This window comes from Microbacterium altimontanum (assembly GCF_058349865.2).
Genome location: NZ_JBYRJB020000006.1, coordinates 1 through 24,067 on the forward strand (window position 1 = coordinate 1; position 24,067 = coordinate 24,067).

Annotated in this window: 21 protein-coding genes and 2 tRNA genes; 8 read left to right on the forward strand and 15 right to left on the reverse strand. The window is 69.0% G+C overall.

The genetic code is table 11. The annotated features are described in order from the left end of the window. Positions 1–227 precede the first annotated feature (227 nt). Positions 228–302, forward strand: a tRNA-Lys gene (locus AC3RX1_RS11555). A 49-nt stretch (positions 303–351) separates the two neighbouring features. Continuing rightward, a complete protein-coding gene (locus tag AC3RX1_RS11560) occupies positions 352–684 on the forward strand; it encodes an iron-sulfur cluster assembly accessory protein (RefSeq protein WP_491501395.1) in 333 nt (110 codons plus the stop codon). A 73-nt stretch (positions 685–757) separates the two neighbouring features. Here AC3RX1_RS11560 and AC3RX1_RS11565 read toward each other — a convergent pair whose 3' ends face one another. Both AC3RX1_RS11565 and AC3RX1_RS11570 read right to left on the reverse strand, forming a co-directional pair. Continuing rightward, the gene (locus AC3RX1_RS11565; protein ID WP_491501396.1) at positions 758–1,336 is read right to left on the reverse strand and encodes an isochorismatase family protein; all 579 of its coding nucleotides are present in this window, start codon (positions 1,334–1,336) and stop codon (positions 758–760) included. Positions 1,337–1,370: 34 nt separating this feature from the next. Beyond that, entirely contained in the window at positions 1,371–3,701 is a 2,331-nt protein-coding gene (locus AC3RX1_RS11570; protein WP_491501397.1) for an MMPL family transporter, read from the reverse strand. Between the two features lie 70 nt (positions 3,702–3,771). Here AC3RX1_RS11570 and AC3RX1_RS11575 point away from each other — a divergent pair, with 70 nt between their 5' ends. Further along, on the forward strand, positions 3,772–4,734 hold the full coding sequence (locus tag AC3RX1_RS11575) for an EamA family transporter (protein ID WP_491501398.1): 963 nt from the start codon (positions 3,772–3,774) through the stop codon (positions 4,732–4,734). A gap of 42 nt (positions 4,735–4,776) precedes the next feature. Here AC3RX1_RS11575 and AC3RX1_RS11580 read toward each other — a convergent pair. From AC3RX1_RS11580 to topA, 5 genes are all read right to left on the reverse strand, one after another. Then, positions 4,777–4,852, reverse strand: a tRNA-Thr gene (locus AC3RX1_RS11580). A gap of 80 nt (positions 4,853–4,932) precedes the next feature. Next, entirely contained in the window at positions 4,933–6,486 is a 1,554-nt protein-coding gene (locus AC3RX1_RS11585) for an alpha/beta hydrolase (protein ID WP_491501399.1), read from the reverse strand. After that, positions 6,483–7,670, reverse strand: a complete 1,188-nt coding sequence (locus AC3RX1_RS11590) for a DNA polymerase III subunit delta' (protein ID WP_491501400.1) — start codon at positions 7,668–7,670, stop codon at positions 6,483–6,485. The genes AC3RX1_RS11585 and AC3RX1_RS11590 overlap by 4 nt, the downstream gene beginning before the upstream one ends. Positions 7,671–7,702: 32 nt before the next feature. Beyond that, positions 7,703–8,323: a dTMP kinase gene (gene tmk / locus AC3RX1_RS11595; RefSeq protein WP_491501401.1), complete on the reverse strand. Its 621-nt coding sequence runs from the start codon at positions 8,321–8,323 to the stop codon at positions 7,703–7,705. Beyond that, a complete protein-coding gene (gene topA / locus AC3RX1_RS11600; RefSeq protein WP_491501402.1) occupies positions 8,320–11,046 on the reverse strand; it encodes a type I DNA topoisomerase in 2,727 nt (908 codons plus the stop codon). The genes tmk and topA overlap by 4 nt, the downstream gene beginning before the upstream one ends. Positions 11,047–11,261: 215 nt before the next feature. Here topA and AC3RX1_RS11605 point away from each other — a divergent pair, with 215 nt between their 5' ends. After that, on the forward strand, positions 11,262–11,810 hold the full coding sequence (locus AC3RX1_RS11605; RefSeq protein WP_491501403.1) for a type 1 glutamine amidotransferase domain-containing protein: 549 nt from the start codon (positions 11,262–11,264) through the stop codon (positions 11,808–11,810). A gap of 92 nt (positions 11,811–11,902) precedes the next feature. Here the strand turns inward: AC3RX1_RS11605 and AC3RX1_RS11610 are convergent, their stop codons facing one another. The 5 genes from AC3RX1_RS11610 to AC3RX1_RS11630 are packed head-to-tail and all read right to left on the reverse strand — an operon-like array spanning position 11,903 to position 14,736. After that, positions 11,903–12,229 carry an Rv3654c family TadE-like protein gene (locus AC3RX1_RS11610; RefSeq protein WP_491501404.1) on the reverse strand — a complete coding sequence of 109 codons (327 nt, stop codon included), beginning with the start codon at positions 12,227–12,229 and terminating at the stop codon, positions 11,903–11,905. 6 nt (positions 12,230–12,235) lie between these two features. Then, the gene (locus AC3RX1_RS11615) at positions 12,236–12,574 is read right to left on the reverse strand and encodes a TadE family type IV pilus minor pilin (RefSeq protein WP_491501405.1); all 339 of its coding nucleotides are present in this window, start codon (positions 12,572–12,574) and stop codon (positions 12,236–12,238) included. Then, a complete protein-coding gene (locus tag AC3RX1_RS11620; protein WP_491501406.1) occupies positions 12,571–12,789 on the reverse strand; it encodes a DUF4244 domain-containing protein in 219 nt (72 codons plus the stop codon). Before AC3RX1_RS11620 ends, AC3RX1_RS11615 begins: the two co-directional genes overlap by 4 nt. 43 nt (positions 12,790–12,832) lie before the next feature. Further along, positions 12,833–13,729 (reverse strand): type II secretion system F family protein, encoded by an 897-nt coding sequence (locus AC3RX1_RS11625; protein WP_491501407.1) that lies wholly within the window; start codon positions 13,727–13,729, stop codon positions 12,833–12,835. Beyond that, the gene (locus AC3RX1_RS11630; RefSeq protein ID WP_491501408.1) at positions 13,723–14,736 is read right to left on the reverse strand and encodes a TadA family conjugal transfer-associated ATPase; all 1,014 of its coding nucleotides are present in this window, start codon (positions 14,734–14,736) and stop codon (positions 13,723–13,725) included. The genes AC3RX1_RS11625 and AC3RX1_RS11630 overlap by 7 nt, the downstream gene beginning before the upstream one ends. A gap of 505 nt (positions 14,737–15,241) precedes the next feature. On the opposite strand from AC3RX1_RS11630, the gene acs reads away from it, so the two are divergent. Then, entirely contained in the window at positions 15,242–17,209 is a 1,968-nt protein-coding gene (gene acs / locus AC3RX1_RS11635) for an acetate--CoA ligase (protein ID WP_491501409.1), read from the forward strand. A gap of 2 nt (positions 17,210–17,211) precedes the next feature. Beyond that, positions 17,212–17,790 (forward strand): TOPRIM nucleotidyl transferase/hydrolase domain-containing protein, encoded by a 579-nt coding sequence (locus AC3RX1_RS11640; protein WP_491501410.1) that lies wholly within the window; start codon positions 17,212–17,214, stop codon positions 17,788–17,790. On the opposite strand, the gene AC3RX1_RS11645 is transcribed toward AC3RX1_RS11640, so the two are convergent. Continuing rightward, positions 17,781–18,239 carry a RidA family protein gene (locus AC3RX1_RS11645; protein ID WP_491501411.1) on the reverse strand — a complete coding sequence of 153 codons (459 nt, stop codon included), beginning with the start codon at positions 18,237–18,239 and terminating at the stop codon, positions 17,781–17,783. The two genes, AC3RX1_RS11640 and AC3RX1_RS11645, sit on opposite strands and share 10 nt — an antisense overlap. 1 nt (position 18,240) lies before the next feature. Further along, the gene (gene sp36 / locus AC3RX1_RS11650) at positions 18,241–18,456 is read right to left on the reverse strand and encodes a Sp36 family protein (protein ID WP_491501412.1); all 216 of its coding nucleotides are present in this window, start codon (positions 18,454–18,456) and stop codon (positions 18,241–18,243) included. Between the two features lie 102 nt (positions 18,457–18,558). Here sp36 and AC3RX1_RS11655 point away from each other — a divergent pair, with 102 nt between their 5' ends. Together AC3RX1_RS11655 and AC3RX1_RS11660 are read left to right on the forward strand one after the other, a co-directional pair. Further along, the gene (locus AC3RX1_RS11655; protein ID WP_491501413.1) at positions 18,559–21,231 is read left to right on the forward strand and encodes a transglycosylase domain-containing protein; all 2,673 of its coding nucleotides are present in this window, start codon (positions 18,559–18,561) and stop codon (positions 21,229–21,231) included. Beyond that, positions 21,228–22,160: a metallophosphoesterase gene (locus tag AC3RX1_RS11660; protein ID WP_491501414.1), complete on the forward strand. Its 933-nt coding sequence runs from the start codon at positions 21,228–21,230 to the stop codon at positions 22,158–22,160. The genes AC3RX1_RS11655 and AC3RX1_RS11660 overlap by 4 nt, the downstream gene beginning before the upstream one ends. Here the strand turns inward: AC3RX1_RS11660 and AC3RX1_RS11665 are convergent. Continuing rightward, positions 22,141–24,018: a penicillin-binding transpeptidase domain-containing protein gene (locus tag AC3RX1_RS11665; RefSeq protein ID WP_491501415.1), complete on the reverse strand. Its 1,878-nt coding sequence runs from the start codon at positions 24,016–24,018 to the stop codon at positions 22,141–22,143. The genes AC3RX1_RS11660 and AC3RX1_RS11665 overlap by 20 nt on opposite strands. Positions 24,019–24,067 lie beyond the last annotated feature (49 nt).

The window sequence follows — 24,067 nt, forward strand, 5'->3', positions numbered from 1 at the left end:
CACACGGTGACCGCGTCTACGTCGCATCCGACGAGCCCGGCCACCGCGCGCTACACCACTATGCAGGACTCCACTCCTGTTCTTCGCGTAGTAGCGGCGCGACGACGCGCGGTTGCAGTCTCGGCAAACCTCTTGTAATCCGTCCCTTCGCGACGACTTCCGGTTGAATTCTGTGGATGGTTTAGACTGCCGACAGGTGCCGCACAGCTTGTACGGCACATCTGTTTGCCCCCGTAGCTCAGAGGCAGAGCAACCGGCTTTTAACCGGTGGGTCGAGATATCGTAATTCTCCGGGGGCACCATGCTGCCGTTCTACGCCGTGCCTCGGACATCCGCAGCCTGGAGGATTCTGTGTTCACGCTCACCGACGACACATGCCTCATCGTGAAGGCGATCGCACGCCAGACCACGGGCGGACGCGAGGCCGGCGGACTTCGGATCAGCGACGGCGCCGACCGGGACGCCGACTACACGATCGAACCCGCCGCCGGCCCGGAGCCACGAGATGTCGTCGTTGAGCAGGGGGGAGCTCGCGTCTTCCTCGCACCGGACGTCGCCGAGACGCTCGATGGCGTCGTGCTCGAGGCGAGCGTCGATCGCAGTGGGGTCGTCGACTTCTCGTTCGGATCGAGCCGCGCGCCGGAAGGGATGACCGGGGTCCGGACGACCGGCCACGCTCACTGACCCCCGTGGAGGACGCCCCTGCGCAGCGCGGTCGTCGACTCCTCAAGAACGCGCCACGCCCGCCTGGCTCGCGTCAGTCTGACGCAACGAGTTCGGCGCCGGCATGGGCCAGCTCGGCGAGCGCAGCCTCGCTGGAATCGGCGGCGACTCCGGCGACGAGGTCGGTGAGGATGCGCACATGGCGGCCGCGCGAGATGGCGTCGAGCGCCGACGCGCGCACGCAGTGATCGGTGGCCAGCCCGGCGACGTCCACGTCGACGATGCCGTGCGCGTCGAGCAGCTGCTCGACGGTGTCACCGTCGTCGGTCGTACCCTCGAACAGCGAGTATGCCGGCCGTCCCTGCCCCTTCTTCACATGATGTGTGACGGATGCCACGTCCAGGCCGGGATCGTAATCGGCACCTGGTGTGCCGCCGACGCAGTGCACCGGCCAGGTGTCGACGAAGTCGGGTTCGCCCGACGCGAAGTGGCCGCCGTTGTCGTTGTCGGCGTCGTGCCAGTCTCGCGAGGCGACGATGATCGCGTAGTCGTCCGCGTGCGCCGCCAGCCACCGCGAGATCCCCTCGGCGACGGCGTCTCCGCCGGCGACGGGGAGAGCTCCGCCTTCGGTGAAGTCGTTCTGCACGTCGACGATGAACAGTGCCTTGCTCATGTTCCGAGCCTACGCGCGTGTGCGCAGCACCTACTCAGGCTGAGCGCCCGCGACGGCGCCTCGCAGTCGGGCTGTCGCGGCGGTGCTCGTCGCCCGAGCCTGAGTCACTGCCCGGCTGCGCCTCGGCATCCGGAGCATCGACACCGCTGCGCCACAGCTTCGACGGCCACCAGATCGCGCGCCCGATGTCGTACGAAACGGCCGGCACGAGCAACGACCGCACGATGAACGTGTCGACCAGGACGCCGAACGCGACGATGAACGCGATCTGCGCGAGGAAGAGGATCGGGATCACGCCCAGCGCGGCGAACGTCGCCGCCAGCACGAGCCCCGCCGAGGTGATGACTCCGCCCGTCGCGACCAGGCCCCGGAGGATGCCGGGTCGCGTGCCGTGTGTCCGCGACTCCTCGCGCACCCGTGTCATCAGGAAGATGTTGTAGTCCACGCCGAGCGCGACGAGGAACACGAACCCGTACAGCGGCACGGCGGGATCGGCACCCGGGAAATGGAAGACGTGATCGAACACGAGCGCCGAGACGCCCAGCGCCGCGGCGAACGAGACGATCACCGACACGATCAGCAGCAGCGGAGCGAGCAGGGCTCGCAGCAGCAGCATGAGGATGAGGACGATCACCACGAGCACGAGCGGGATGATCAGGGTGCGGTCGCGGATCGACGTGTCGTTCGTGTCGATGTCGGTCGCGGTCACTCCCCCGACCTTCGCCGTACCCGCGCCGAGCTGATCGTCGAGATCGACTCGCAGCGCACGCACGGTCTCTTCGGCGGCCGTCGAATCGGCGGCATCGCTCAGTGTGCCGATCAGCAGCACGTCGCCGTCCGACACCGTCGGCTCCGGTGCCGGCGTCCCCGGAGGGCCGGCGGCTGCGAGCTGCGGCTCGCCATCCTTCACCGTGACGGCAGCCTGGCCGCTGCGCGAGTCCTCCGACGCGACGGCGAGATCCTCCACGCCGGCGGAATCGTCGAGGACTGTCGCGGCCGTCCCGAGGTCCTCCTGCGGCACGAGGACATACACGGGGCTGCCGCTTCCCGCGTCGAAGTGGTCGCCGAGCACTTCCTGCCCGTCACGAGCCTCGGAGTGCCCGAGCACCAGGTCGCTCGAGGGTACGCCATCCGCCTTCAGCTGCAGGATGCCTGATCCGGCCGCCAGCAGAACGACCAGGCAGACGATCCACACCGGCCGGGCGCGGCGCGCGACGAGCCGTGCCTGCCGGGGCCAGAACCCCTTCACCGGTTGCGTGAGATCGTCCGGGATCGTCGCGACGGGCTCCCGTGGGATGAACGGCCAGAACGCGGCGCGGCCGACCAGTGCCAGCAGCGCCGGCAGGAAGGTCAGCGCCGACAGCATCGCGAACGCGATGCCGATCGACGCGATGGGTCCGAGGGCGCGGTTCGTCGCCAGATCGCTCAGCAGCAGGCACAGCAGCCCCGCGATGACAGTGCCGCCCGAGGCGAGGATCGGCTCGAAGGCTCCCCGCCACGCGTCGAGCACCGCCGCCCCCCGTCGCGCACCGGTCGCGATCGCCTCCCGGAACCGGGCGACGTACAGCAGCGCGTAGTCGGTGGCTGCGCCGATGACGAGGATGAACAGGATGCCCTGCACCTGACCGTTCAGCACGACGATGCCGGCCTTCGCGAGCCACCACACCACGAGCAGCGCCACACACAGGGCGAAGGATGCGGTCGCCAGAACGAGGATCGGCAGCAGCGGCGACCGATAGACCACCACCAGGATGATGAACACCGCGAGCAGGGCAACGCCCAGCAGCAGCCCGTCGATCCCGAGGAAGCCGTGCACGAGATCGGCTGTGAAGCCGGCCGGTCCCGTGATCCAGGCAGTGGTCCCGTCGGGAAGGCCGTCGTCGAGCGCGGTGCGCAGCGCATCCACGGTGTCATCGACGTTGTCGGTGTTCAGCGGCACGAACAGCTGCGCCGCCTGCTTGTCGTCGGAGACGATCGGCGGTGAGACGTCGCCGTTCACGCCGTCGAGGTCGGCTAGGCCTGTGGCGAGGTCCCGCAGCCCGCTGAGCTGCTGGGCGGTCAGTTCGCCGTCGCCGGTGACCACGACGACGGCGGGGATGCTGTCGCTGCCGGTGAAATCGGTGAGGCGGTTCTGCACCTCGGTCGACGCGGCGGAGTCAGGCAGGTATGCCGACTGCTCGTTGGTGGAGACTTCGCTCACTTTTCCGAAGTACGGCCCGCCGATCGCGCCGCCGACGAGCCACACGATCACGAGCAGAGCAGGGATGCCGAGTCGCAGCCATCGGCTGCCCCGCGGCTGGTTCGCTGCCTCCTGCTCCCGCCGTGCTCGTCGCGTGGGCAGGGTGCGGGAGCTGCGGGCCATCATATTGCTAGCCTATCTAGCGATTCGCTTCACCGCGAGGAGGACAGCCGACGTCACGTCTTAGGCTGACGAGGTGCCCTCAGCCCTCATCGCTCTGATCGGCGCGTTCGTGTTCGGATCGGCTGACTTCCTCGGCGGCCTCGCCGCGAAGCGTCTGCGGTCGATCGCGGCGACCGCGGTGGCCGCGATATCCGGTCTGGTGCTGCTGCTCGCGCTGTATCCGCTTGTCGGCGGCGCCTGGGCGCCGCGGGATGTCGCATGGGGCGCCGTCTCGGGCGTCTTCGGCGCTGTCGCCATCGCGCTGCTCTACGCGTGTCTGGCGATCGGGCCGATGAGCATCCTGTCGCCCCTCACGGCGATCGTCTCGGCGATCGCCCCGATGCTGTGGGGCCTGCTCGTGAACGGCGAGCAGCTGAGCGGCCTCGGCTACGCCGGGCTCGGGGTGGCGCTCGTCGCTGTGATCCTCGTGGGTTTCATCCCGGGAGAGAAGGTCGTGCGCCCTTCCGCTCGCGGAATCCTGATGGCGATCGGCGCGGGCCTCGCGATCGGCGGCTTCATGGTCGTGCTCGATCAGACAGCTTCGGACAGCGGCATCGTGCCCCTCGTGATGAACCGCGCCGCGAACGGCGCGATCACCACGACGGTGGTCGTCGTCATCCTCCTCCTCGCGCACCGGCGGGGGGTGTCCGCCGGCGGCGTGCTGGCCGCCCAGGGCGCTCAGATCGGCGCCACTCCGACCGGCCACGCCGATCTCGAGCACACGGCGACCGGGACCGCCCCGTCGTTCTCCTCACGGATCCCCGCGAGCGCGTGGTGGCTCGCCGCCGCCTGCGGTGTGGTCGACTCGTCAGCCAACGCGATCATGCTCGTCGCGCTCCGGATGGGCGACCTGTCCATCGTCTCGGCGCTCACGGCGATGTATCCGGCCGGGACGATCGTGCTCGCTGCGATCGTGCTGCGCGAGCGCGTCGCGGCGGTGCAGTGGGTCGGCCTCGTCCTCGCGCTCGCCGCCGGAGCGCTGCTCGCAGTGGCGTGACGTCGGATGACGAAGGCCCGGACTTCGCGAAGTCCGGGCCGGTGGAGCCACCTAAGGGAATCGAACCCTTGACCTATTCATTACGAGTGAATCGCTCTGCCGTCTGAGCTAAGGTGGCGCGCTCCGCTTGCGCGGTACACGATCAACGATCTTACATGGTCGCAACCGCCGCCGCGAACCGGCGGGACGGTCACCGCATTACCCGCAGCGGACGTCGCCAGACGGAACCGTGTCGTGCACGAAGTAGTCGTTGACCGCATCGTCGACGCAGCTGTTCCCCTTGTTGAAGCCGGTGTGTCCCTCTCCCACCCGGGTGATGAGGATTCCGGAGTCGAGCTGCTTCGCGAGGGACTGCGCCCACGCGTAGGGTGTCGCCGGGTCGTTGGTCGTGCCGATCACGAGGATGGGCGCGGCGCCGCTGGCGTGGATCGTCTCGCGCACCCCCGTCGGCTTGACGGGCCACACCGAGCACGTGTCGAGGTCGACGTTCCAGTACGGCTCGATGGTCGGCGCCTTCTTCTTGAGCGTTGCGACGGCCGCGGCCTTCTGCGCATCGGTGGCGTCGTCGGGGTAGTCCACGCAGTTGTATGCCGTGAACGCCTCGTACGAGTTGTCCTGGTACTTTCCGTCGACGCGGTTGTAGTAGAAGTCGGCGAGCTGGAATGCTGTGCTCGGGTTGCCCTTCGCCACTCCGCTCAGGGCCTGGGTGAGATACGGCCAGCTGTCCTGGGAGTACAGCGCGGCGACGATCGCCGTCACGAGGGTGTCAGCGCCCAGCTCACGTCCGTCGCTGTTGCGGAGTGGGCTGCGGTCGACCCGCGCCAGAAGTGTTCCGAGATCGGCCATCGCGTCGTCGACCGAACCAGAGAACGGGCAGCCGCGCCCCTTCAGGCATGACGGCATGTACGCCTTCAGCGCCGATTCGAAGCCGACCGCCTGTGAGACGCTCACCTGCAGACCCGACACCGAAGGGTCGATCGCACCGTCGAGGACGAACCGTCCGACCCGCTCAGGGTAGAGCTTCGCGTAGGTCGCCCCGAGGAACGTGCCGTAGGAGTAGCCGAGGTAGTTCAGCTTCTTGTCGCCGAGCACCGCACGGATGAGGTCCATGTCGCGCGCCGCGAACACCGTGGAGACGTCGGGGAGGATGCCGTCGCTGTTCCTCTCGCACGCCTGACCGAAGTCCTTGGCGGAGCCGAGCACCTCGCTGCGCCAGGCGGCTGTGCCGCGGGGGGCCGCGGGGATGTCGAACAGATACGCATCCATCTGCTTCGCGTCGTAGCAGGTGACCGCCGTGGACTCCCCCACACCGCGCGGGTCGAAGCCCACGACGTCATACGAGGCGGAGAGCTTATCGCCGACCGCGAACTCGAGGGAGTCGCGCACGAGCTCGATGCCGCTCGCCCCCGGCCCACCGGGGTTCACGAGCAGCGAGCCCAACGAGGTGCCGTCGGTGGCGGCGTGGCGGATGAGTGCCAGCTTCAGGCTGCCGGCCGCCGGGTCGTCCCAGTCGCGCGGCGCGGTGACGGTGGCGCACAGGAACTCGCCGCTGCATGAGCGCCAGTGCACGTCCTGCCCGTAGAACGGGAGGAGGTCGGCCGCGACGCCGGCGGTGTCGGGCGACGCGCTCGGCGAAGCCGCGGGCCTCGTGGTGCCGCTGTCGGGGATGAACGTGAACAGGCACCCCGTGAGGGCGACGGTCGCGGCGGCCAGACCGGCCAGAGCGGAGACGAGGCGGGTCTTGATGTTCACAGCGTCCTTCCGTGGGCGACGGTGATGAGCATGCTCTCCAGTGCCAGGACCGGGGCGACGTTCTGCTCCATCCGGCGGCGGATCTCGGCGATCTCATCGAGCACGACGAGGGTGCGTGATGGCTCCCACCCCTCGGCGAGGCGCCGGAGATCGGGCTCGAGCTCACGATTGATGAGGTCGTCGTCGCGGCCGAATTGCAGCATGAGCACGTCGCGGTACACCGACTGCAGGTCGGTGAGGACGCGGTCGATGCCATCGCGCAGACTGCGGGTGGCACGCCGCTTCTGGTCGTCTTCGAGCGCCTTCAGCTGCGAGCGCACCGCAGGCGGCACCGCTGCTCCGGGAGCGACGCCGAGCGTCGTCAGCAGGTGCGACCGCTCGGCTTCGTCGCGCTCGGCGGTGAGCGCCTTGGCGTCGTCGGTCGCCGCGGCGACGATCTGCGCGGCGGCCTCGACTGCCGTTGACACGCCGCGCACACCGAGCACGATCCGCAGCGTCTCTTCGCGTCGTGCGCGGGCCGCCGCATCCGTCGCCAGTCGCTGCGCCATGCCGATGTGCCGCTGCGCGTGGCGCGCCGACTGCTCCGCGATCTCGAGACGGACGCCGGTGCGCTCGGCGATGAGGCGCGCGACATCCGCGACCCCCGGGTCGCGCAGCCGCAGGGTGCGGACGCGCGACCGGATCGTCGGGAGCAGGTCGGCCTCGCTCGGTGCGCACAGCACCCAGATCGTGCGCTCGGGCGGCTCTTCGAGCGCCTTCAGCAGCACGTTCGAGGTGCGTTCGGCCATGCGATCGGCGTCTTCCATCACGATGACCCGGTACCGGCCGAGCGACGGCGCGAAGTACGACCGCTCGACCAGGGCGCGGGCGTCCTTGATCGAGATGATCACGCCTTCGGTGCGCAGAGCGGTGTAGTCGGGATGCGTGCCGGCCAGCACCTGCCGCATGACGATCTCGTCGCCCGGCTCGGCGATGAGCGCCGCGGCGAACGCGCGAGCGAGCGTCGAGCGGCCCGATCCGGGCGGGCCGGTGATGAGCCACGCGTGGGTGAGACTCGCCGGGTCTGACGCCGCCGCCTGCAGGGCCGCGACGGCGTCGGGCTGCCCCCACACCTCGCCCCACGGCAGGGCATTCGTCGGGTTCACGGGTGCCGCACTCACGTCTGACGCTGCGGCGGCTTCCATGGCGACCAGCCTAACGGGGGCGACAGACGCCGTCAGTCTGCGACGGATGCGACGCGCTCGCGCACCCGCAGAGCGATCTCGTCGATCGGGGCGGCGGCGTCGACCACGAGGAATCGATCCGGCTCGGCGCCCGCGAGAGCGAGGAACGCCTCGCGCACGCGGGCGTGGAAGTCGTCCTGCTCCGCTTCGAGCCGGTCGAACGGCTTGTCGTCGGCGTCGCGGCGGAGTCGGGCGGACGCCTCGTCGAGGTCGAGGAGCACCGTCACATCGGGAAGCAGACCCTCGACGGCCCAGAGCGAGAGGTCACGCACCTCTCCCGCATCCAGCACCCGCCCCGCACCCTGGTACGCGACGGACGAATCGAGGTAGCGGTCCTGGATCACGACGGCTCCGCGCTCGAGCGCCGGACGCACGAGAGTCGCGACATGGTGCGCCCGGTCGGCGGCGTAGAGCAGCGCCTCGGCCCGCGGATCGATGTGCCCGCGATGGTGGAGGACGAGGTCGCGGATGCGCTGGCCGACCTCGGTGCCGCCGGGCTCGCGCGTGCGCACGACCTCGCGCCCCTGCGCGCGGAGCCACTCCTCGAGCAGAGCGGCCTGGGTGCTCTTGCCGACGCCGTCGCCGCCCTCGAACGTGACGAACAGCCCGGTCACTTCTTCTTCGTCGCCGTCTTGCGCGTGGTCGTCTTCTTCGCGGCAGACTTGCGCTTGGGAGCCGGGCCCTTCGCACGCTTGTCGGCCAGCAGCTGCACGGCCCGCTGGAAGTCGACAGCCATCGCGTCCTCGCCACGGGGAATCGTGGCGTTGGTCTCGCCGTCGGTGACGTACGGCCCGAATCGACCGTCGCGCAGCTTGATCGGCTTGCCACTGACCGGGTCGGCCTCGAACTCCTTCAGCGCACTCGATGCACGGCGCGCGCCGTACTTCGGCTGCTTGTACCGCTCGAGCGCCTCCTCGAGCGTGATGTCGAAGAGCTGCTGTTCCGAATCCAGGGTGCGGGAGTCGGTGCCCTTCTTCAGGTACGGGCCGTACCGCCCGTTCTGAGCGGTGATCTCCTCACCCGATTCGGGGTCGGCACCCACCACGCGCGGCAGCGCGAGGAGTCTGAGCGCCGTGTCGAGGTCGACGGTGTCGACCGACATCGACTTGAAGAGGGAGGCGGTGCGGGGTTTCGGCGGGGCCGCCTTCTTCGCGCCCTTCTTGGCCGGCTTGTCGGTGATCTCGCCGGTCGCCGCATCCACTTCTTCTTCGTCCGGCTCGAGCTCCTGCACGTACGGGCCGTAGCGGCCGTCCTTCACGACGATGAGCTTGCCGTTCTCCGGGTTCTCGCCGAGCACGCGGTCACCGGCGACCGGCGCGTCGATGAGCTCCTGTGCGCGCTCGGCCGTCAGCTCGTCGGGCGCGAGATCCTCGGGAATGTTCACCCGTCGCGGCTCGGCGTCGGGATGAGCCGGGTCGGTGACCTCGAGATACGGTCCGTAACGGCCGATGCGCAGCACGGCGTTGTCGGTCACCGGCGTGGAGTTCAGCTCCCGCGCGTCGATCTCGCCGAGGTTGTCGACGATGTTGCGCAGACCCGTGTGCCCTTCGGAACCGAAGTAGAACTCGCGGAGCCAGTCGACGCGCTTCTGCTCTCCGCGGGCGATCGCGTCGAGGTCGTCTTCGAGGGCCGCCGTGAAGTCGTAGTCGATCAGCTCGGTGAAGTGCTGCTCGAGGAGGCGCACGACGCTGAACGCGACCCAGCTCGGCACGAGCGCCTGGCCCCGCTTGGTGACGTACCCGCGGGCGATGATCGTGTCGATGATGCTCGCGAACGTGGACGGGCGGCCGATGCCCTTCTCCTCCAGCGCCTTGACGAGCGACGCCTCGGTGTAGCGCGGCTTCGGGCTCGTCGCGTGGCCCTTGGGCTCGACGTCGCGGAGCGTCAGAGAATCACCCACGGCGAGCTGCGGCAGCGACTGGTCGTCCTGCTTGTCGGCGTCGGAGCGCTTCTCGTCCTTGCCCTCCTCGTACGCTTCGAGGAAGCCCTTGAACGTGTAGACCGTGCCGGATGCCGTGAACTCTGCCTTCTTGGCGCCTTCGGCGGCGGCCTGCTTGCCGCCTTCGGCGAGCGCGACCTCGAGAGTGACGGTCGTGGTCTCGTACGTCGCGTCGGACATCTGGCTCGCGACCGTGCGCTTCCAGATGAGGTCGTAGAGGCGCAGCTCGTCGCGGTCGAGCGCCGAGCCGACCGACGACGGCGTGCGGAAGTGCTCGCCTGACGGGCGGATCGCCTCGTGCGCCTCTTGGGCGTTCTTGCTCTTGCTCTTGTAGACACGCGGGTTGAGGGGAACGGCCTTCTCGCCGTACAGCTGCACCGCCTGCTCGCGCGCCGCCTGCACCGCCTGCGTCGACAGCGCGGTGGAGTCGGTGCGCATATAGGTGATGTACCCCTTCTCGTACAGACGCTGGGCGACGCTCATCGCGTGCTTCGCGCTCATCGAGAGCTTGCGCCCTGCCTCCTGTTGCATCGTCGAGGTGGTGAAGGGAGCATACGGGCGCCGCGTGCCGGGCTTCGACTCGAGCTTCGTGACGGATGCCGCGCCCACCGCCGCGACCTCCTCCGCAAGTGTGCGGGCGCCGGCCTCGTCGAGCACCACGACGGCCTTCTTCAGTGCGCCGCGGTCGTCGAAGTCGGACCCGCGTGCGATCGGGGCACCGCCGAGGCGCACGAGCTGCACGCCGAACGAGTCTTTCTGCTTCGCAGCGGTGGCCGCGACGTCCCAGTACGACGCGGACACGAACGCCATGCGCTCGCGCTCCCGGTCTACGACCAGGCGCGTGGCGGCCGACTGGACGCGGCCGGCCGACAGCCCCTGCTGCACTTTGAGCCACAGCACGGGTGAGACATCCCAGCCGTACAGACGGTCGAGGATGCGGCGGGTCTCCTGCGCATCGACGAGGTCGAGGTCGAGCTCGCGGGTGTTGCCCACCGCGGCCTGGATCGCGTCCTTCGTGATCTCGTGGAACACCATGCGCTTGACCGGAACCTTGGGTTTGAGCGCCTCGAGAAGGTGCCACGCGATGGCTTCGCCCTCGCGGTCTTCATCGGTGGCGAGCAGGAGCTCGTCACTCGTCTTCAGCGCACGCTTGAGCTCGGCCACGGTCTTCTTGCCGCGCTCGGACTCCACATAATAAGGAGCGAAGTCATTCTCGATGTCGATCGAGTAACGCCCGACCGACGTCTTCTTCAGCTCGGCGGGAATCGCCTTGCGGTCGGCGAGATCGCGGATGTGACCGACCGAGCTGAGCACCTCGTATCCGTCGCCCAGGTAACCCTGGATCGACTTCATCTTCGTCGGGGACTCGACGATCACGAGCTTCTTGCCGTGTGCCAAAGGTGTGGTCCTTTCTTCGATGCACACCATACACACCCGGATCGCGCCCGATCCTGAATGCGGGTGCGATCGGGCGGCGATGCACCGTCCGCAAGCGTACGCCCCAGCACGGACGATCGTCCGCCCGGCTAGCACGTCGTGTTCGAGGGGGCCACCCCCTTCGACCCGCCTCGAGACCGGCTCATGCTCGAGGTCTCCCGAGGAAAGGAAGGCTCATGCCCAAGCTCAGCGATCACACCGTGGCGTTCCTCGCCACCGACGGGTTCGAGGATGCGGAACTCACGAGCCCGTGGCAGGCGCTCACCGCCGACGGCGCGACGGCGACCATGGTCGCCCCGGGCGCCGACTCGGTCACCGGCAAGAACGGTCATGTGCAGGGCGTCGATGTGCAGGCCGATGCCGCGAAGGCCGACGACTTCGATGCGCTCGTGCTGCCGGGCGGGGTCGTGAACGCGGACCACCTGCGGATGGACGAGCCCTCGATCGGCTTCGTGCGGGACTTCTTCCGTCAGAACAAGCCCGTCGCCGTGATCTGCCACGGATCGTGGATCCTCATCGAGGCCGGTGTCGTGCAGGGGCGCACGCTCACGAGCTACCCGAGCCTGCGGACGGATCTGCAGAACGCCGGGGCGACGTGGGTCGACAAGGAGGTCGTGGTGGACCAGGGTCTCGTGTCCAGTCGCACCCCCGACGATCTCCCCGCGTTCAACGAGAAGACCATCGAGGAGTTCGCCGAGGGCCGGCACGCGGGTCAGACGACCTGAGCGAGAGCGGGGTCAGACCACTCGAGCGAAAGCTCGGTCAGACGACTCGAGCGAGGCCCGGCGCAGAGCGAGCACCCGAGCGGGAGCGCGGGTCACGACCCGCCAGGAGGCGGTCCCGCCCGCGCCGAGGCCATCGCGTGCAGAGGCCCGAACGGCACGCTCACCGAGACCGTCGCGATCAGGCCGTCGAGCCGGCACGCGGTGACGCTCGCCCCACCGGCGCCTGCCACCTCGGTCGCACGATCGCACGGAACGCCGTTCGCCGCCCCCGACGCCGTATCGGCCGCGGCGAGCGCGGCGGCATCAGCGGCATCGGCGGCGCGCTGGCTCTGCACGGCCGCGAGGCCGGCGGTGGTGAGGCCGACGCTGAGCACCGCCGCGCATCCGACGACGCCCACCGCGAGGACTGTTCCCGCCACGGTGGCTCACCGCCCTCCGGCGAGGGCGCACGAGGCGGCACGGAGGTCGGCGACAGGAACGACGAGCCCCGTCGGCGCCGTCGCATCGACGCAGACGAGATCGCCGCGGTGACGCACCGTCGCCGTGGCGCCGTCGACCGCCGCCGAGACCACGGCGTGCGCGCGTGCTTCCGGTTCGTCGCGAGCCACGAGCCGAGCGGCGTCGGCCGCGGCATCCTGCAGCCGCACCTGCCGCCCGCACGCACCGAGCACGCCGGCGCCGAGGGCGAGCACGAGCACCACCGCGGGCAGCGCGACGGCGAACTCGGCTGTCACCGAGCCGCCGTCGTCGCGCCGACGGATCATGACACCGTGAGCGCTCGGCGCACGAGGTCCGTGAGGATGCCGCGCACCTCGTCCGACCGCATGATGACGACGAGGAGCCCAGCGAAGGCCACCGCGGCCATCGTGGCGATCGCGTACTCCGCTGTCGCGGCACCTGTGTCGTCGGCGTCGGCCGGCAGGAACAGGCGGACCGCGCGGCGACGGGTGAGGGAGGGGAATGCTTTCTTCTTCGACATGATGTCGCTCCTAATGAAGAGGGATGGATGGGCACCGGACGGCTCACAGCGACAGGGGTGTCGAGGTGAGCACGCTCAGCAGCATCGGGGCGACCCCGAGGAGCAGGAACGCGGGGAGGGTGCACACGCCCAGCGGCACGAGCAGACGTGATGCCAGGCGTGCCGCGCGCAGGCGACCCTCGGTACGCGCGCGATGCCGGGCGAGCTGAGCCGCCGCACGCAGGAGCTCCGCCGCGGGCACGCCCGCCGCACGGGAGAGAACGAGGATGGCTGACGTCTCGGCATCGACGACACCACCACCGGCCGCCTGGACGATCTGTTCGGCGCGGGCGATCGACACGCCTCCGGAAAGGGCGATCGCCATCAGGTCGGCGGTCATGCCGGGCACCGCGTCGTCGGGATCGGCCCGGTGCACGAGCACTCCGCTCCAGCGTCGCGCGGCGACGATCAGCCCGAGCCCGGCGAACGCACACCCGATGCCGGCCGGATTCGCGACGAGCGTCTGGAGGGTGTCGAATCCGAGTGCCGCGCCGAGTGCGACCGCCACGAGCGGCAGCCACGACATCAGACGCGCGGTGCCCGCCGGTTCGGCGAGCGCGACACGCACCTCGTCCCGCGTGCGGGACGCATCCTGCAGTGCGGCGGCGATGCCGCGCAGGCTTTCGGCGAGCGGAGCGCCGACCGTCTGGGCGATGCCCCACGCGGCGGCGACGTCTCGCCACGCCGGCCCGGCCGCCGCAATGGCCGAGGCCAGATCGTCGCCCGCGTCGGTACGCGCGACCACGGCGGCAGCTTCGGCGTCACCGGCGTCGGACAGATGCCGCCATGCGAGCGGCGGCGCGACTCCCGCCTGCAGGAGCACGGCAAGCCGCAGGACGGTGCCGGGATCCGGTCCGGTCTCGACGGGTCGGCGACGATGTCGGCGGATCAGGCTCACCACGGCACCGCCTCCATCGCGAGGCGGCCCTTGTGCACCACCGGGCGCCCCATTCCGGTGACGCGACGGCTGCCCGCCGCATCCCGCTGGAGGTGCACGACGAAGCCGATGGCGCTCGCGACCTGGCGCGCGAGCGCCGTGTCGCCGAGGCCCGCGAGCGCGCCGAGAGCCTCGAGCCGGGCAGGCACGTCGTCGAGCCCGTTGGCGTGAACGGTGCCGGCACCGCCGTCGTGTCCGGTGTTGAGCGCGCTCAGCAGCTCACGCGCCTCTTCGCCGCGGCATTCGCCGACGACGAGCCGGTCGGGGCGCATGCGGAGGGCCTCCCGCACCAGGCGGGCCAGACCGATGCCGCCGGCGCCCTCGAGGTTCGCCTGCCGAGCCTCCAACGCCACGTGATGCGGATGGTCGATGCGCAGCTCGGCGACGTCTTCGATCGTGACGATGCGCTCGGCGTGCGGCACGCAGGCCAGGAGCGCACCGAGCAGTGTGGTCTTGCCGGTGCCTGCAGCGCCGGTGATCAGGATGTTCTCTCGCGCGCGGATCAGCTGCTCCAGCCGTTCACGACCGGCCGCATCGATCGCGCCGCCCCGCTCGAGATCGTCCAGGCCGAGCGCGGTCGCCCGCGGGATGCGCACCGAGATCGCCGTTCCACCGCGCGCCACGGGCGGCAGCACGGCGTGCACGCGGATGCCGTGCGCGAGCCGCACGTCGACGCACGGGCTCGCGTCGTCGATGTGACGACCTCCGAGGCCGATCAGCGCGACCGCGAGCTCACGCACGTCCGCCTCCGCGGCGCGCCACTGCGGAACGCGCACGGCGCCGCATCCCCGATCGACGAACAGCCCCGACTCGCCGTTCACGAACAAGTCGGTGACCGCAGGGTCGTCGAGGTATTCGGCGATCGGCTGAAGCGCCGGATGCCGCTCCACCGGCTCCCGTCGCCGCGTCACAGCCGTCGGAGGCACGACGGCGGCAGCGGTCCGCGGACGGACGACGAACGGCTCGGACATGCCCCGAATCTAGAGAGCGCCGACCCTCACGCGGACGACGGCCGACGCATCCGTGGACAACATCGGCTCTCCGGCGCGGCTCACGGAACTGGGGAGGCAACGGCATCCGTCGACCGTCTCGGACGGGCTCCCGGCACGGAGGGCAAACCGGGTCCGCACGGCCGAAGGCGGGTCCATAGATCAAAAAGGGGCGGCATCCCATGGGGGGAATGGGATGCCGCCACGTGCAGCACCGCAATCGGGGGGTCGGCGGGCTGCAATGCCAGAATCGAATGTTCGGCCGCTGATGAGCATACGCATGTTCGTGCAGGGCGACAAACAAATCCGCTCTCACATCGTGATATATCGCGTGACGATTTCCTCATCTGGTGACGGGCATGGCAACGCTCCCACCCCTTCCGGGCACCCACTATCGGCGGTAGTCGGCCCTGGGCGGCCGGAGTAGATTGACGACGGCCCCGGCGCACGCCGCCCGACGCATCGTCCATTCGCAAAGGAGCGCACCATGAGCAGTCAGATCGATCATCTCCTCGACGAGGACCGCCGATTCCCACCCTCGGACGACTTCGCCGAGCGGGCCAACGCGACCGCCGACCTGTACGCGGCGGCCGACGCCGACCGCGAGGGCTTCTGGGCGGACCAGGCGCGCGATCTGCTGCACTGGCACACGCCGTTCACGGAGACCCTCGACTGGTCGAACCCGCCGTTCGCCACCTGGTTCGGCGATGGGGAGCTCTCCGTCGCCTACAACTGCCTGGACCGCCACGTGGAGGCCGGCAACGGCGACCGCGTCGCCATCCTCTTCGAGGGCGAGCCGGGCGACTCGCGCAGCATCACGTACGCGGAACTCACCACCGAGGTGAAGAAGGCCGCGAACGCGCTCGAGAGCCTCGGCATCGGGCACGGCGATCGCGTCGCGATCTACATGCCGATGATCCCCGAGGCTGCCATCGCGATGCTCGCGTGCGCCCGCGTCGGCGCCATCCACTCCGTCGTCTTCGGCGGCTTCTCGGCCGACAGCCTGCGTTCCCGCGTCGACGACGCCGCTGCGCGCCTGGTCATCACCGCCGACGGCGGATACCGCAAGGGGAAGGTGTCTGCTCTCAAGCCCGCCGTCGACATGGCGCTCGCCGATCGCGGCAATGGCGCGCAGGAGACGGTCGAGCACGTCGTGGTCGTGCGCCGCGGCGGCAACGACGTGGACTGGACCGAGGGCCGCGACCTCTGGTGGCACGATCTCGTGGACTCCGCGTCCGAGGAGCACGAGGCGACCGCGTTCCCCGCCGAGAACCCGCTGTACATCCTGTACACGTCGGGCACCACCGGAAAGCCGAAGGGCGTGCTGCACACCTCCGGCGGCTACCTCACCCAGGCGGCGTTCACGTGCAGGTACGTCCTCGACATCCACCCCGGAGAGGACGTGTTCTGGTGCACCGCCGACGTCGGATGGGTCACCGGGCACACGTACGTCGTCTACGGTCCGCTCGCCGTCGGCGCCACGCAGGTGATGTACGAGGGCACGCCTGACACGCCGCATCCGGGCCGCTGGTGGGAGATCGTGCAGAAGTACGGCGTCAGCATCCTCTACACCGCCCCCACCGCCATCCGCTCGTTCATGAAGACCGGACGGCAGATCCCGCAGCAGTTCGACCTGTCGAGTCTGCGGCTGCTCGGCTCGGTGGGAGAACCCATCAACCCCGAGGCGTGGATGTGGTACCGCGAGGTCATCGGCGGCGAGCAGACGCCGATCGTCGACACGTGGTGGCAGACCGAGACCGGTGCCACCATGATCGCCGCCCTGCCCGGCGTCACCGCGACGAAGCCGGGGGCGGCCCAGGTGCCACTGCCGGGGATCTCGGTCGACGTGGTCGACGAGGAGGGGAATGCGGTCGACAACGGCAACGGCGGCCTGCTCGTCGTCACCGCACCGTGGCCGTCGATGCTGCGCGGAGTGTGGGGCGACCCGGAGCGCTTCAAGGAGACGTACTGGGCGAAGTTCGCCGACAAGGGCTATTACTTCGCCGGCGACGGCGGCCGCAAGGACGCGGATGGCGACATCTGGCTGCTCGGCCGGGTGGACGACGTCATGAACGTCTCGGGGCACCGCCTGTCGACGACCGAGATCGAGTCGTCGCTGGTCGCCCACGAATCGACCGCCGAGGCTGCGGTGGTCGGCGCGAAGGACGAAACGACGGGCGAAGCCGTGGTCGCGTTCGTGATCATCAAGGAGAGCTACCTCTCGGCGCACTCCCCCGAGGGCCTCGCCGACACCCTGCGCACCTGGGTGGGCCAGCAGATCGGTCCCATTGCGCGACCGCGGGACATCTACATCGTCAGCGAGCTGCCGAAGACCCGCTCCGGCAAGATCATGCGCCGCCTGCTGCGCGACGTCGCCGACGGGCACGACGTGGGCGACACCACGACGCTCGCAGACACGTCGGTGATGAGCATCATCTCGGCCCAGGTCAAGTAGCGGTGGACCTCCTCCACGAGCACGGCCTGCGCACGGTCGTGCTCGTGGAGGGAGCGAGCGACCGGATCGCGGTCGAGGCCCTCGCGCGGCGCACGGGCCGCGACCTCGACGCGCGCGGTGCGACCGTCGTCTCGAGCGGCGGTGTGCAGGGGTTGGGACGCACGATCGCGATGGTGCGGGAACGGCACCCGGATGCCGGCTTCGCCGGACTCTACGACACGGCGGAGGAACATGTCGTGCGGCGGGCGCTCGCGGTGCATGGCCTGGCCGATCCGGACGACGACCCCGCGGAGGCCGGCTTCTTCGCATGCACCCTCGATCTGGAGGACGAGCTCATCCGCGCCTGCGGCGCCGACCTTGTCCGTGCGTGCCTGCGGGAACATGGCGACCTCGGCGCCTTCGAGCGACTGCGTGCGCAGCCCCAGTGGCGCGATCGCCCCGTCGAGGCCCAGTTGCGGCGCTGGCTCGGCAGCGGAGCCCGGCGCAAGCTGCGCTACGCCGAGATCCTCCTGGCGGCGATGCCGGAGGAACGGATGCCGCGGCCGCTGCTCGCCGTGCTGGCGCGAGCGGTTCAGGAGTAGGAGAAGACGACCTCGACCTCGACCGGCGAGTCGAGAGGCAGCACGGGAGCTGCGACCGCTGAGCGGGCGTGGCGTCCGGCGTCCCCGAACACCTCTCCGAGAAGCTCGCTGGCACCGTTGATCACGCCGGGCTGTCCCGTGAAGTCGGGAGTGGATGCCACGAATCCGGTCACCTTCACGACACCGGTCAGGCGATCGACCCCTCCGGCGACGGCGGCAGCCGCGGCGATCGCATTGAGGGCGCACTGCCGCGCATATCCCTTCGCGTCTTCCGCCACGACTTCGGCGCCCACCTTGCCGGTGGCGGGCAGGGCGCCGTCGACCATCGGCAGCTGGCCTGATGTGTAGACGAGATCGCCGTGGACCGTGGCGGGGATGTACGCGGCGACGGGAGGCACGACGTCGGGAAGGGTGATACCGAGGTCGGCGAGGGTCTGCGACACGGTCATGTCAATTCCCTTCGAACTGCTGCGCGGCCACCGCAGCGGCGTCGAGGCCGGCATTCGCCGATCCGCCGCCCACCGGACGCTTGAAGTAGGCGACGAGCCCTCCCTCGGGTCCCTGGACGACCTGCACGAGTTCCCACCCCTGCTTGCCCCAGTTGTTCAGGATCGCCGCCGTGTTGTGGATCAGCAACGGCGTCGTCAGGTACTCCCAGGTGGTCATCGCGGCGCTCTCAATCGTCGTGTGCGGCGGTGGGCATCGGGGTGGCGCTTGCCCGGCGATCTCTGGAGGGATCGCCCAGCAATCTCCCTTACGATCAACCCTATGCCCCACTCGAAACGCACGGCCACCGGCGTGGCCGGCGGCCTGCTCGGCCTGATCGGCCTGAGCGCTGTCGCCGGCGTCCTCGTGACCGCGACGGTCACTCCCGCCGTCGCCGTCACCAGTGCCGCAGCCACGAGCGCCATCGACATGTTCAACAATCTGCCGAGTGTGCTGACCATCGACAAGCTCATCCTGCCGTCGAAGATCTACTACACCGACGACAAGGGCAAGAACACCCTGATGGCGACGTATCTCGATCAGAACCGGACTCCGGTCAAGTTCGATCAGATCAACACCGTCATGTACGACGCGCTGCTCTCGAGCGAAGACCCTCGCTTCTACGAGCACGGCGGCATCGATCTCATCGGTACGACGCGCGCGATCATGTCGAACGTCAAGGGCGGGTCGGACACCCAGGGCGGATCCTCGATCAGCCAGCAGTACGTCAAGAACGTCCTCATCGAGCAGTGCGACTGGAACGCCAAGACCGAGGAAGAGCTCAACAAGTGCTGGGTGCAGGCCACCACCGCTTCGGGCACCGAGGGATACCAGCGCAAGCTGCAGGAGATGCGGTACGCGATCGCCCTCGAACAGCGGTACTCGAAGAACGACATCCTGCTCGGCTACATGAACATCGCGAACTTCGGTGGTACGACGTACGGCATCGAGGCCGCCGCGATGCGGTACTTCGGGGTGCACGCGAAGAACCTGAACCTCTCCCAGGCAGCCACCCTGGCCGGGATGGTGCAGAACCCGAACACGTATCGCATCGACCTTCCCGACGGCACGATCACCGGGAAGGACGGCAAGGGCGTCAACGGCAAGGATGACGGCTACAAGCTGACGAAGCAGCGGCAGACGTATGTGCTCGACCGCATGCTGATCGACGGCAAGATCACGCAGAAGCAGCACGATGAGGCGGTGAGGGCCCCGATCACACCGAAGATCACCGCCGTCAAGACTGGTTGCGAGGCCGCGGGATCGGCCGCGTATTTCTGCGCCTATGTGACAGCTGTGCTACTCAACGACGAAGCATTCGGCAAGACCGCCGACGACCGCAAGGCACTGCTGCACAAGGGCGGGCTCTCGATCTACACGACCCTCGATCCGAAGGTGCAGAAGGCCGCACAGAAGGCACAGGACGAGTACGTTCCGTCGTCTGTCAAGGGTCACGATTACGGATCGAAGTCCGTCTTCGGCTCGACGTCGACCAGCGTCGAGGTGGGCACAGGGCGTGTTCTCGCCATGGCGCAGAACACCAAGTACACGCCCGTGGCGTCGAAGAAGAAGGGCACATCCGCCATCGTCTACGCCGGCAGTCAGAAGTTCGGCGGGTCGTCGGGATTCAACGCGGGTTCGACGTTCAAGCTCTTCACGCTGCTCGACTGGCTGGACAAGGGCAAGTCGCTGAACCAGCTCCTCGACGGCCGGAAGCACACCCGCGGTCCATGGGCTGACCACTGCGTAGAAGGCGGCACGTGGGACGTGCAGGCCGACATCCACAACTACAAGAAGAGCGGCGGCTACTTCGGTACGCCGATGCGCTTCACCAAGGACTCGCTGAACACCGGGTTCCTCGAGATGGCTCGTCAGCTCGACCTCTGCGACATCGGGAACATGGCCGCGAGCCTGGGTATCACGCGTGGTGACGGGACTCCCATCCCCCTGACCACCGACGGCACGAGCAAGATCGCGGCCAACAACCCCGCGCCGTACGAAGTCATCGGATCCGACAACGTCTCGCCGCTGGCGATGGCCGCGGCTTACGCCGCCGTCGCGAACAAGGGGGTGTACTGCCAGCCGAAGGTGATCGACAAGATCACCGACTCCGAAGGCACTCAGCTCAAGTTGCCCACGACCACATGCAAGCAGGTACTTGACCCCAAGGTCGCAGCAACCGCTGCCTATGCGCTGAAGGGACCGCTTGCCCCCGGAGGGTCGGGGCAGGCCGGGAACCCGTTCGACGGCACGCCCCTCATCGGCAAGACCGGTACGCACGAGGACTACCAGACGTGGCTGATCACATCGAGCACGAAGGTCACGACGGCGAACTGGGTGGGGAGTGTCAAGGGTCAGGTGCCCCTGTACGACCTGTACTTCGGCTGGAAGTCGCTGAATAACCTGCGCTTCGATCTCGGGCGCAGCATTCAGGGTGCGATCGACGACATCTACAAGGGCGGCAGCTTCCCCGAGCCCGACAAGAACCTCACGCGTCAGGTGCTCGTCACCCTGCCCAACGTCATCGGGATGTCCGAGGCACAGGCGAAGAGCACTCTCCGGTCGCGCGGCTTCCAGGTGAAGGTCGGTTCGCCCGTCGACTCCGATCAGGCAGAGGGCACGATCGCCGAGCAGAGCCCCGGCGCCGGCAAGGTCGCAAGCGGCACGATGGTGACGATCAGTCCCAGCAACGGCAAGGGCATCAAGGTGCCCGACGTGAAGGGCTCGACGCCGCCCGAGGCCATCCTGTCGCTGCGCGGCGCCGGATTCGGAAACGTCACCGCCGTCTGCGAGGAAAGCAAGGATGGCGACGGAACGGTGACCAGCACCGACCCCGCTGCCGGGAGCGTCGCGGGGCCGAACACCAAGATCACCGCGGTGTACACGGCACCCGACTGCGGCAAGGGCAAGCCGGACAAGCCCGACAAGCCCGGCAAGGGCAAGGGCAACGGTTGACCCGGCCTCAGCCGATCACCCGCACCGCCCTCACCGCGCTCGGCGCGGTGGGGGCGGTCGGTGTCGGCGCCGCCGTCTGGGGCGTCGGCATCGAGCGTCACCTCTACGCGGTGCGCCGGCACGAGCTGCGCATCCTCCCGGCCGGGTCGCCGGCGATCCGCATCCTGCACCTGTCCGATGCCCACATGGCTCCGTGGCAGCATCGCAAGCAGCGGTGGATCGCATCGCTTGCCGCCCTGCGACCCGACGTGATCGTCAACACCGGTGACAATCTCGGACACGCGGCCGGTCTGGAGGGCATCCGCCGCGCGTTCGCTCCGTTCCGCGGCACACCGGGGTTCTTCGTGCACGGCTCCAACGACCATGTCGCGCCGACTCCGCGCAATCCGTTCAAGTACTTCATGGGGCCGTCACGGCATGTGATCGAGGCGGAGCCGATCGACGCCACCGCGCTCGACGACTTCCTCACCGACGACCTCGGGTGGACGGGACTCAACAACACCGCCGCATCGATCCAGGCAGCGGGACTGCGCATCGACGGGTTCGGCGTCAGCGACGCGCACCGCGACTGGGACCGAATCGAAGACCTTCCCGCTCCGCTTGCGGCGCTCGGCGCCGGTGCCGACGTCACGTGGGGCGTGACCCACGCGCCGTACCGTCGCATCCTCGATGCTTTCGTCGACCTCGGCGCCGAGGCACTGTTCGCCGGACACACGCACGGCGGACAGGTGCGCATCCCGTTGTCCCCGGACGCTCTCGTCGCGAACTGCGACATCCCCCTCGACCAGGCCCGCGGCCTGTCCTCGTGGACCCACGACGGCCGCACCGTACCGCTCAACGTGAGCGCGGGCATCGGCCACTCGATCTACGCTCCCGTGCGGTTCGGCTGCCGACCCGAGGCATCCCTCATCACTCTGCTGCCTCGCTGAGGAACCTCTTGGCGATGGGGCCGGCTGTGTCGGCACCGCTGCTGCCGGTATCGACGAACACCGCCAGCGCGAGATCTCCCTGGGCCGCCACCATCCAGGCATGGACCATCGTCTTCCCGTCCCGCTCGAATTCAGCGGTGCCGGTCTTCGCGATGACCGCGGCGCCGGGGACGCCCTTCAGGCCCACGGCGGTGCCGTCCACCACCGGCTGGCGGAAGATGTCCTTCAACTGCTTCGCCTCGTCCGCGGTGAGCGACTTCACCCCTTCGGGCAGCTTCGCCGGCTGCGAAGGGAAGAGCATCGGCAGGACGGTGTGACCGGCCTGGATCGAGGCGATGCCGGCAGCCATGACCACCGGTGACGCGAGCACCTTGCCCTGCCCGATCACATCGGCGGCCGCCTCGGTGTTCGATGTCGCCGCTGGGATCCGGCCCGCGAAGCTCTCCGTTCCCGGGATGCTGCCGGTGCCGAAGCCAAGACTCTGCGCAGTCGCGGCGATGTCGCCCATCTGACCGCGAGCGTTGATCATCGCCGTGTTGCACGAGTGGCCGATCGCCGTCTTCAGTGAGATCTTGCCGATCGCCGACGACGGGTACCAGGAGTCGTTGACGAAGCGGTATCCGTCGACGACGGTCTCTGCCGTGCAGTCGACCGTGGAGTCGGCGGTCAGGCCGGCGCGCAGGAGCGCGAGCGTATCGAACATCTTGAAGGTCGAGCCCGGCGGCACCTGTCCGTTCAGCGCCGCGTCGAACGCACCCGTGCCCGGACCGTTCGCCGCCGCCAAGACGGCGCCATCGCTGGGCCGCAGTGCGACGAGTGCACTAGCCGGACCGATCTCACCCAGCGCTGCCTCCGCGATGCGCTGGAGCCGTTCGTCGAGAGTCGTCTGCAGCGGCGCGCCCGGCGTCGGCTCGACGGCGAACAGCTCCGTCGGCTCCCCGCTCTGCGGGACCAGGTCGATCGTCACGCCGGGGGTCCCTCGCAGCGTGCTGTCGTAGCGCTGTTCCAGCCCGCTCAGTCCGACGGTGTCGCCGACCTGGTACTTCCCCGGGTTCTTCTCCATGATCTCTGCCGTGACCGGGCCGACCGATCCCAGCACCGGAGCGGCGAAGCCGCGGTACGGGCCGAGTTGCATCGTGCTCGAGATGCCGCGCGCACCGGGGATGCCGGACAGATCGTCGGTCGACGGCGCTTCCTTCTCCCGGTAGGTGATCGCCTCCACGAACTGCTGGGGACCGCCCGCCGCCACGCGCGCCGCGAACCCCTCGGCATCCACGTTCACCAGCCGCGCGAGCGCGGACGCCGACGTCTCCGCCTGTTCCGGGGTGACGTGGCTCTTGTCGATGCCGAAGGTCACGACGGGTCTGCTGGTGATCAGCGGCTCCCCGTCGCCGCCGAGGATGTCGGCGCGCACCGGCGCCTCGGTCCTGCGTCGCAGGACGTCGCCGGCGGCAAGCTCCGGCTGAACGACCGACGGCCCCCAGTCCACGTACCACTTGTCGGACTTCTTCGTGGCGGTGACGGTCGAGGTATACGACCATTCGCCATTGCCCACCGGCCAGCTCCAGTGGACGCGGGATGAGGCTTTGTCGTCGTCGACCGTCGGCGCGTCGATCTTCACGGACGGGGTGATCTTGCCCAGGTCCGCCACGATGTCCGAATAGTCCTTGCCCGCCTGCTCGACTGTCGCGCCGTTCAGGAGCACATGGCGGAAGTCGCCCGTCTCCAGCGCGCTGCGCAGCGCCTTCGTGTCGGGCTGATCGGTGGCACTGCATCCGGTGAGTGCGGCGGCGGCCAGACACAGAGCCGTCACCCAGACGAGGTGACGGCTGCGATGGGGATGAGAGGGCGTCGGCATGCAACCCATGCTGGCACGTCCACCTGACGCACAGAGTTCAGGCATACCG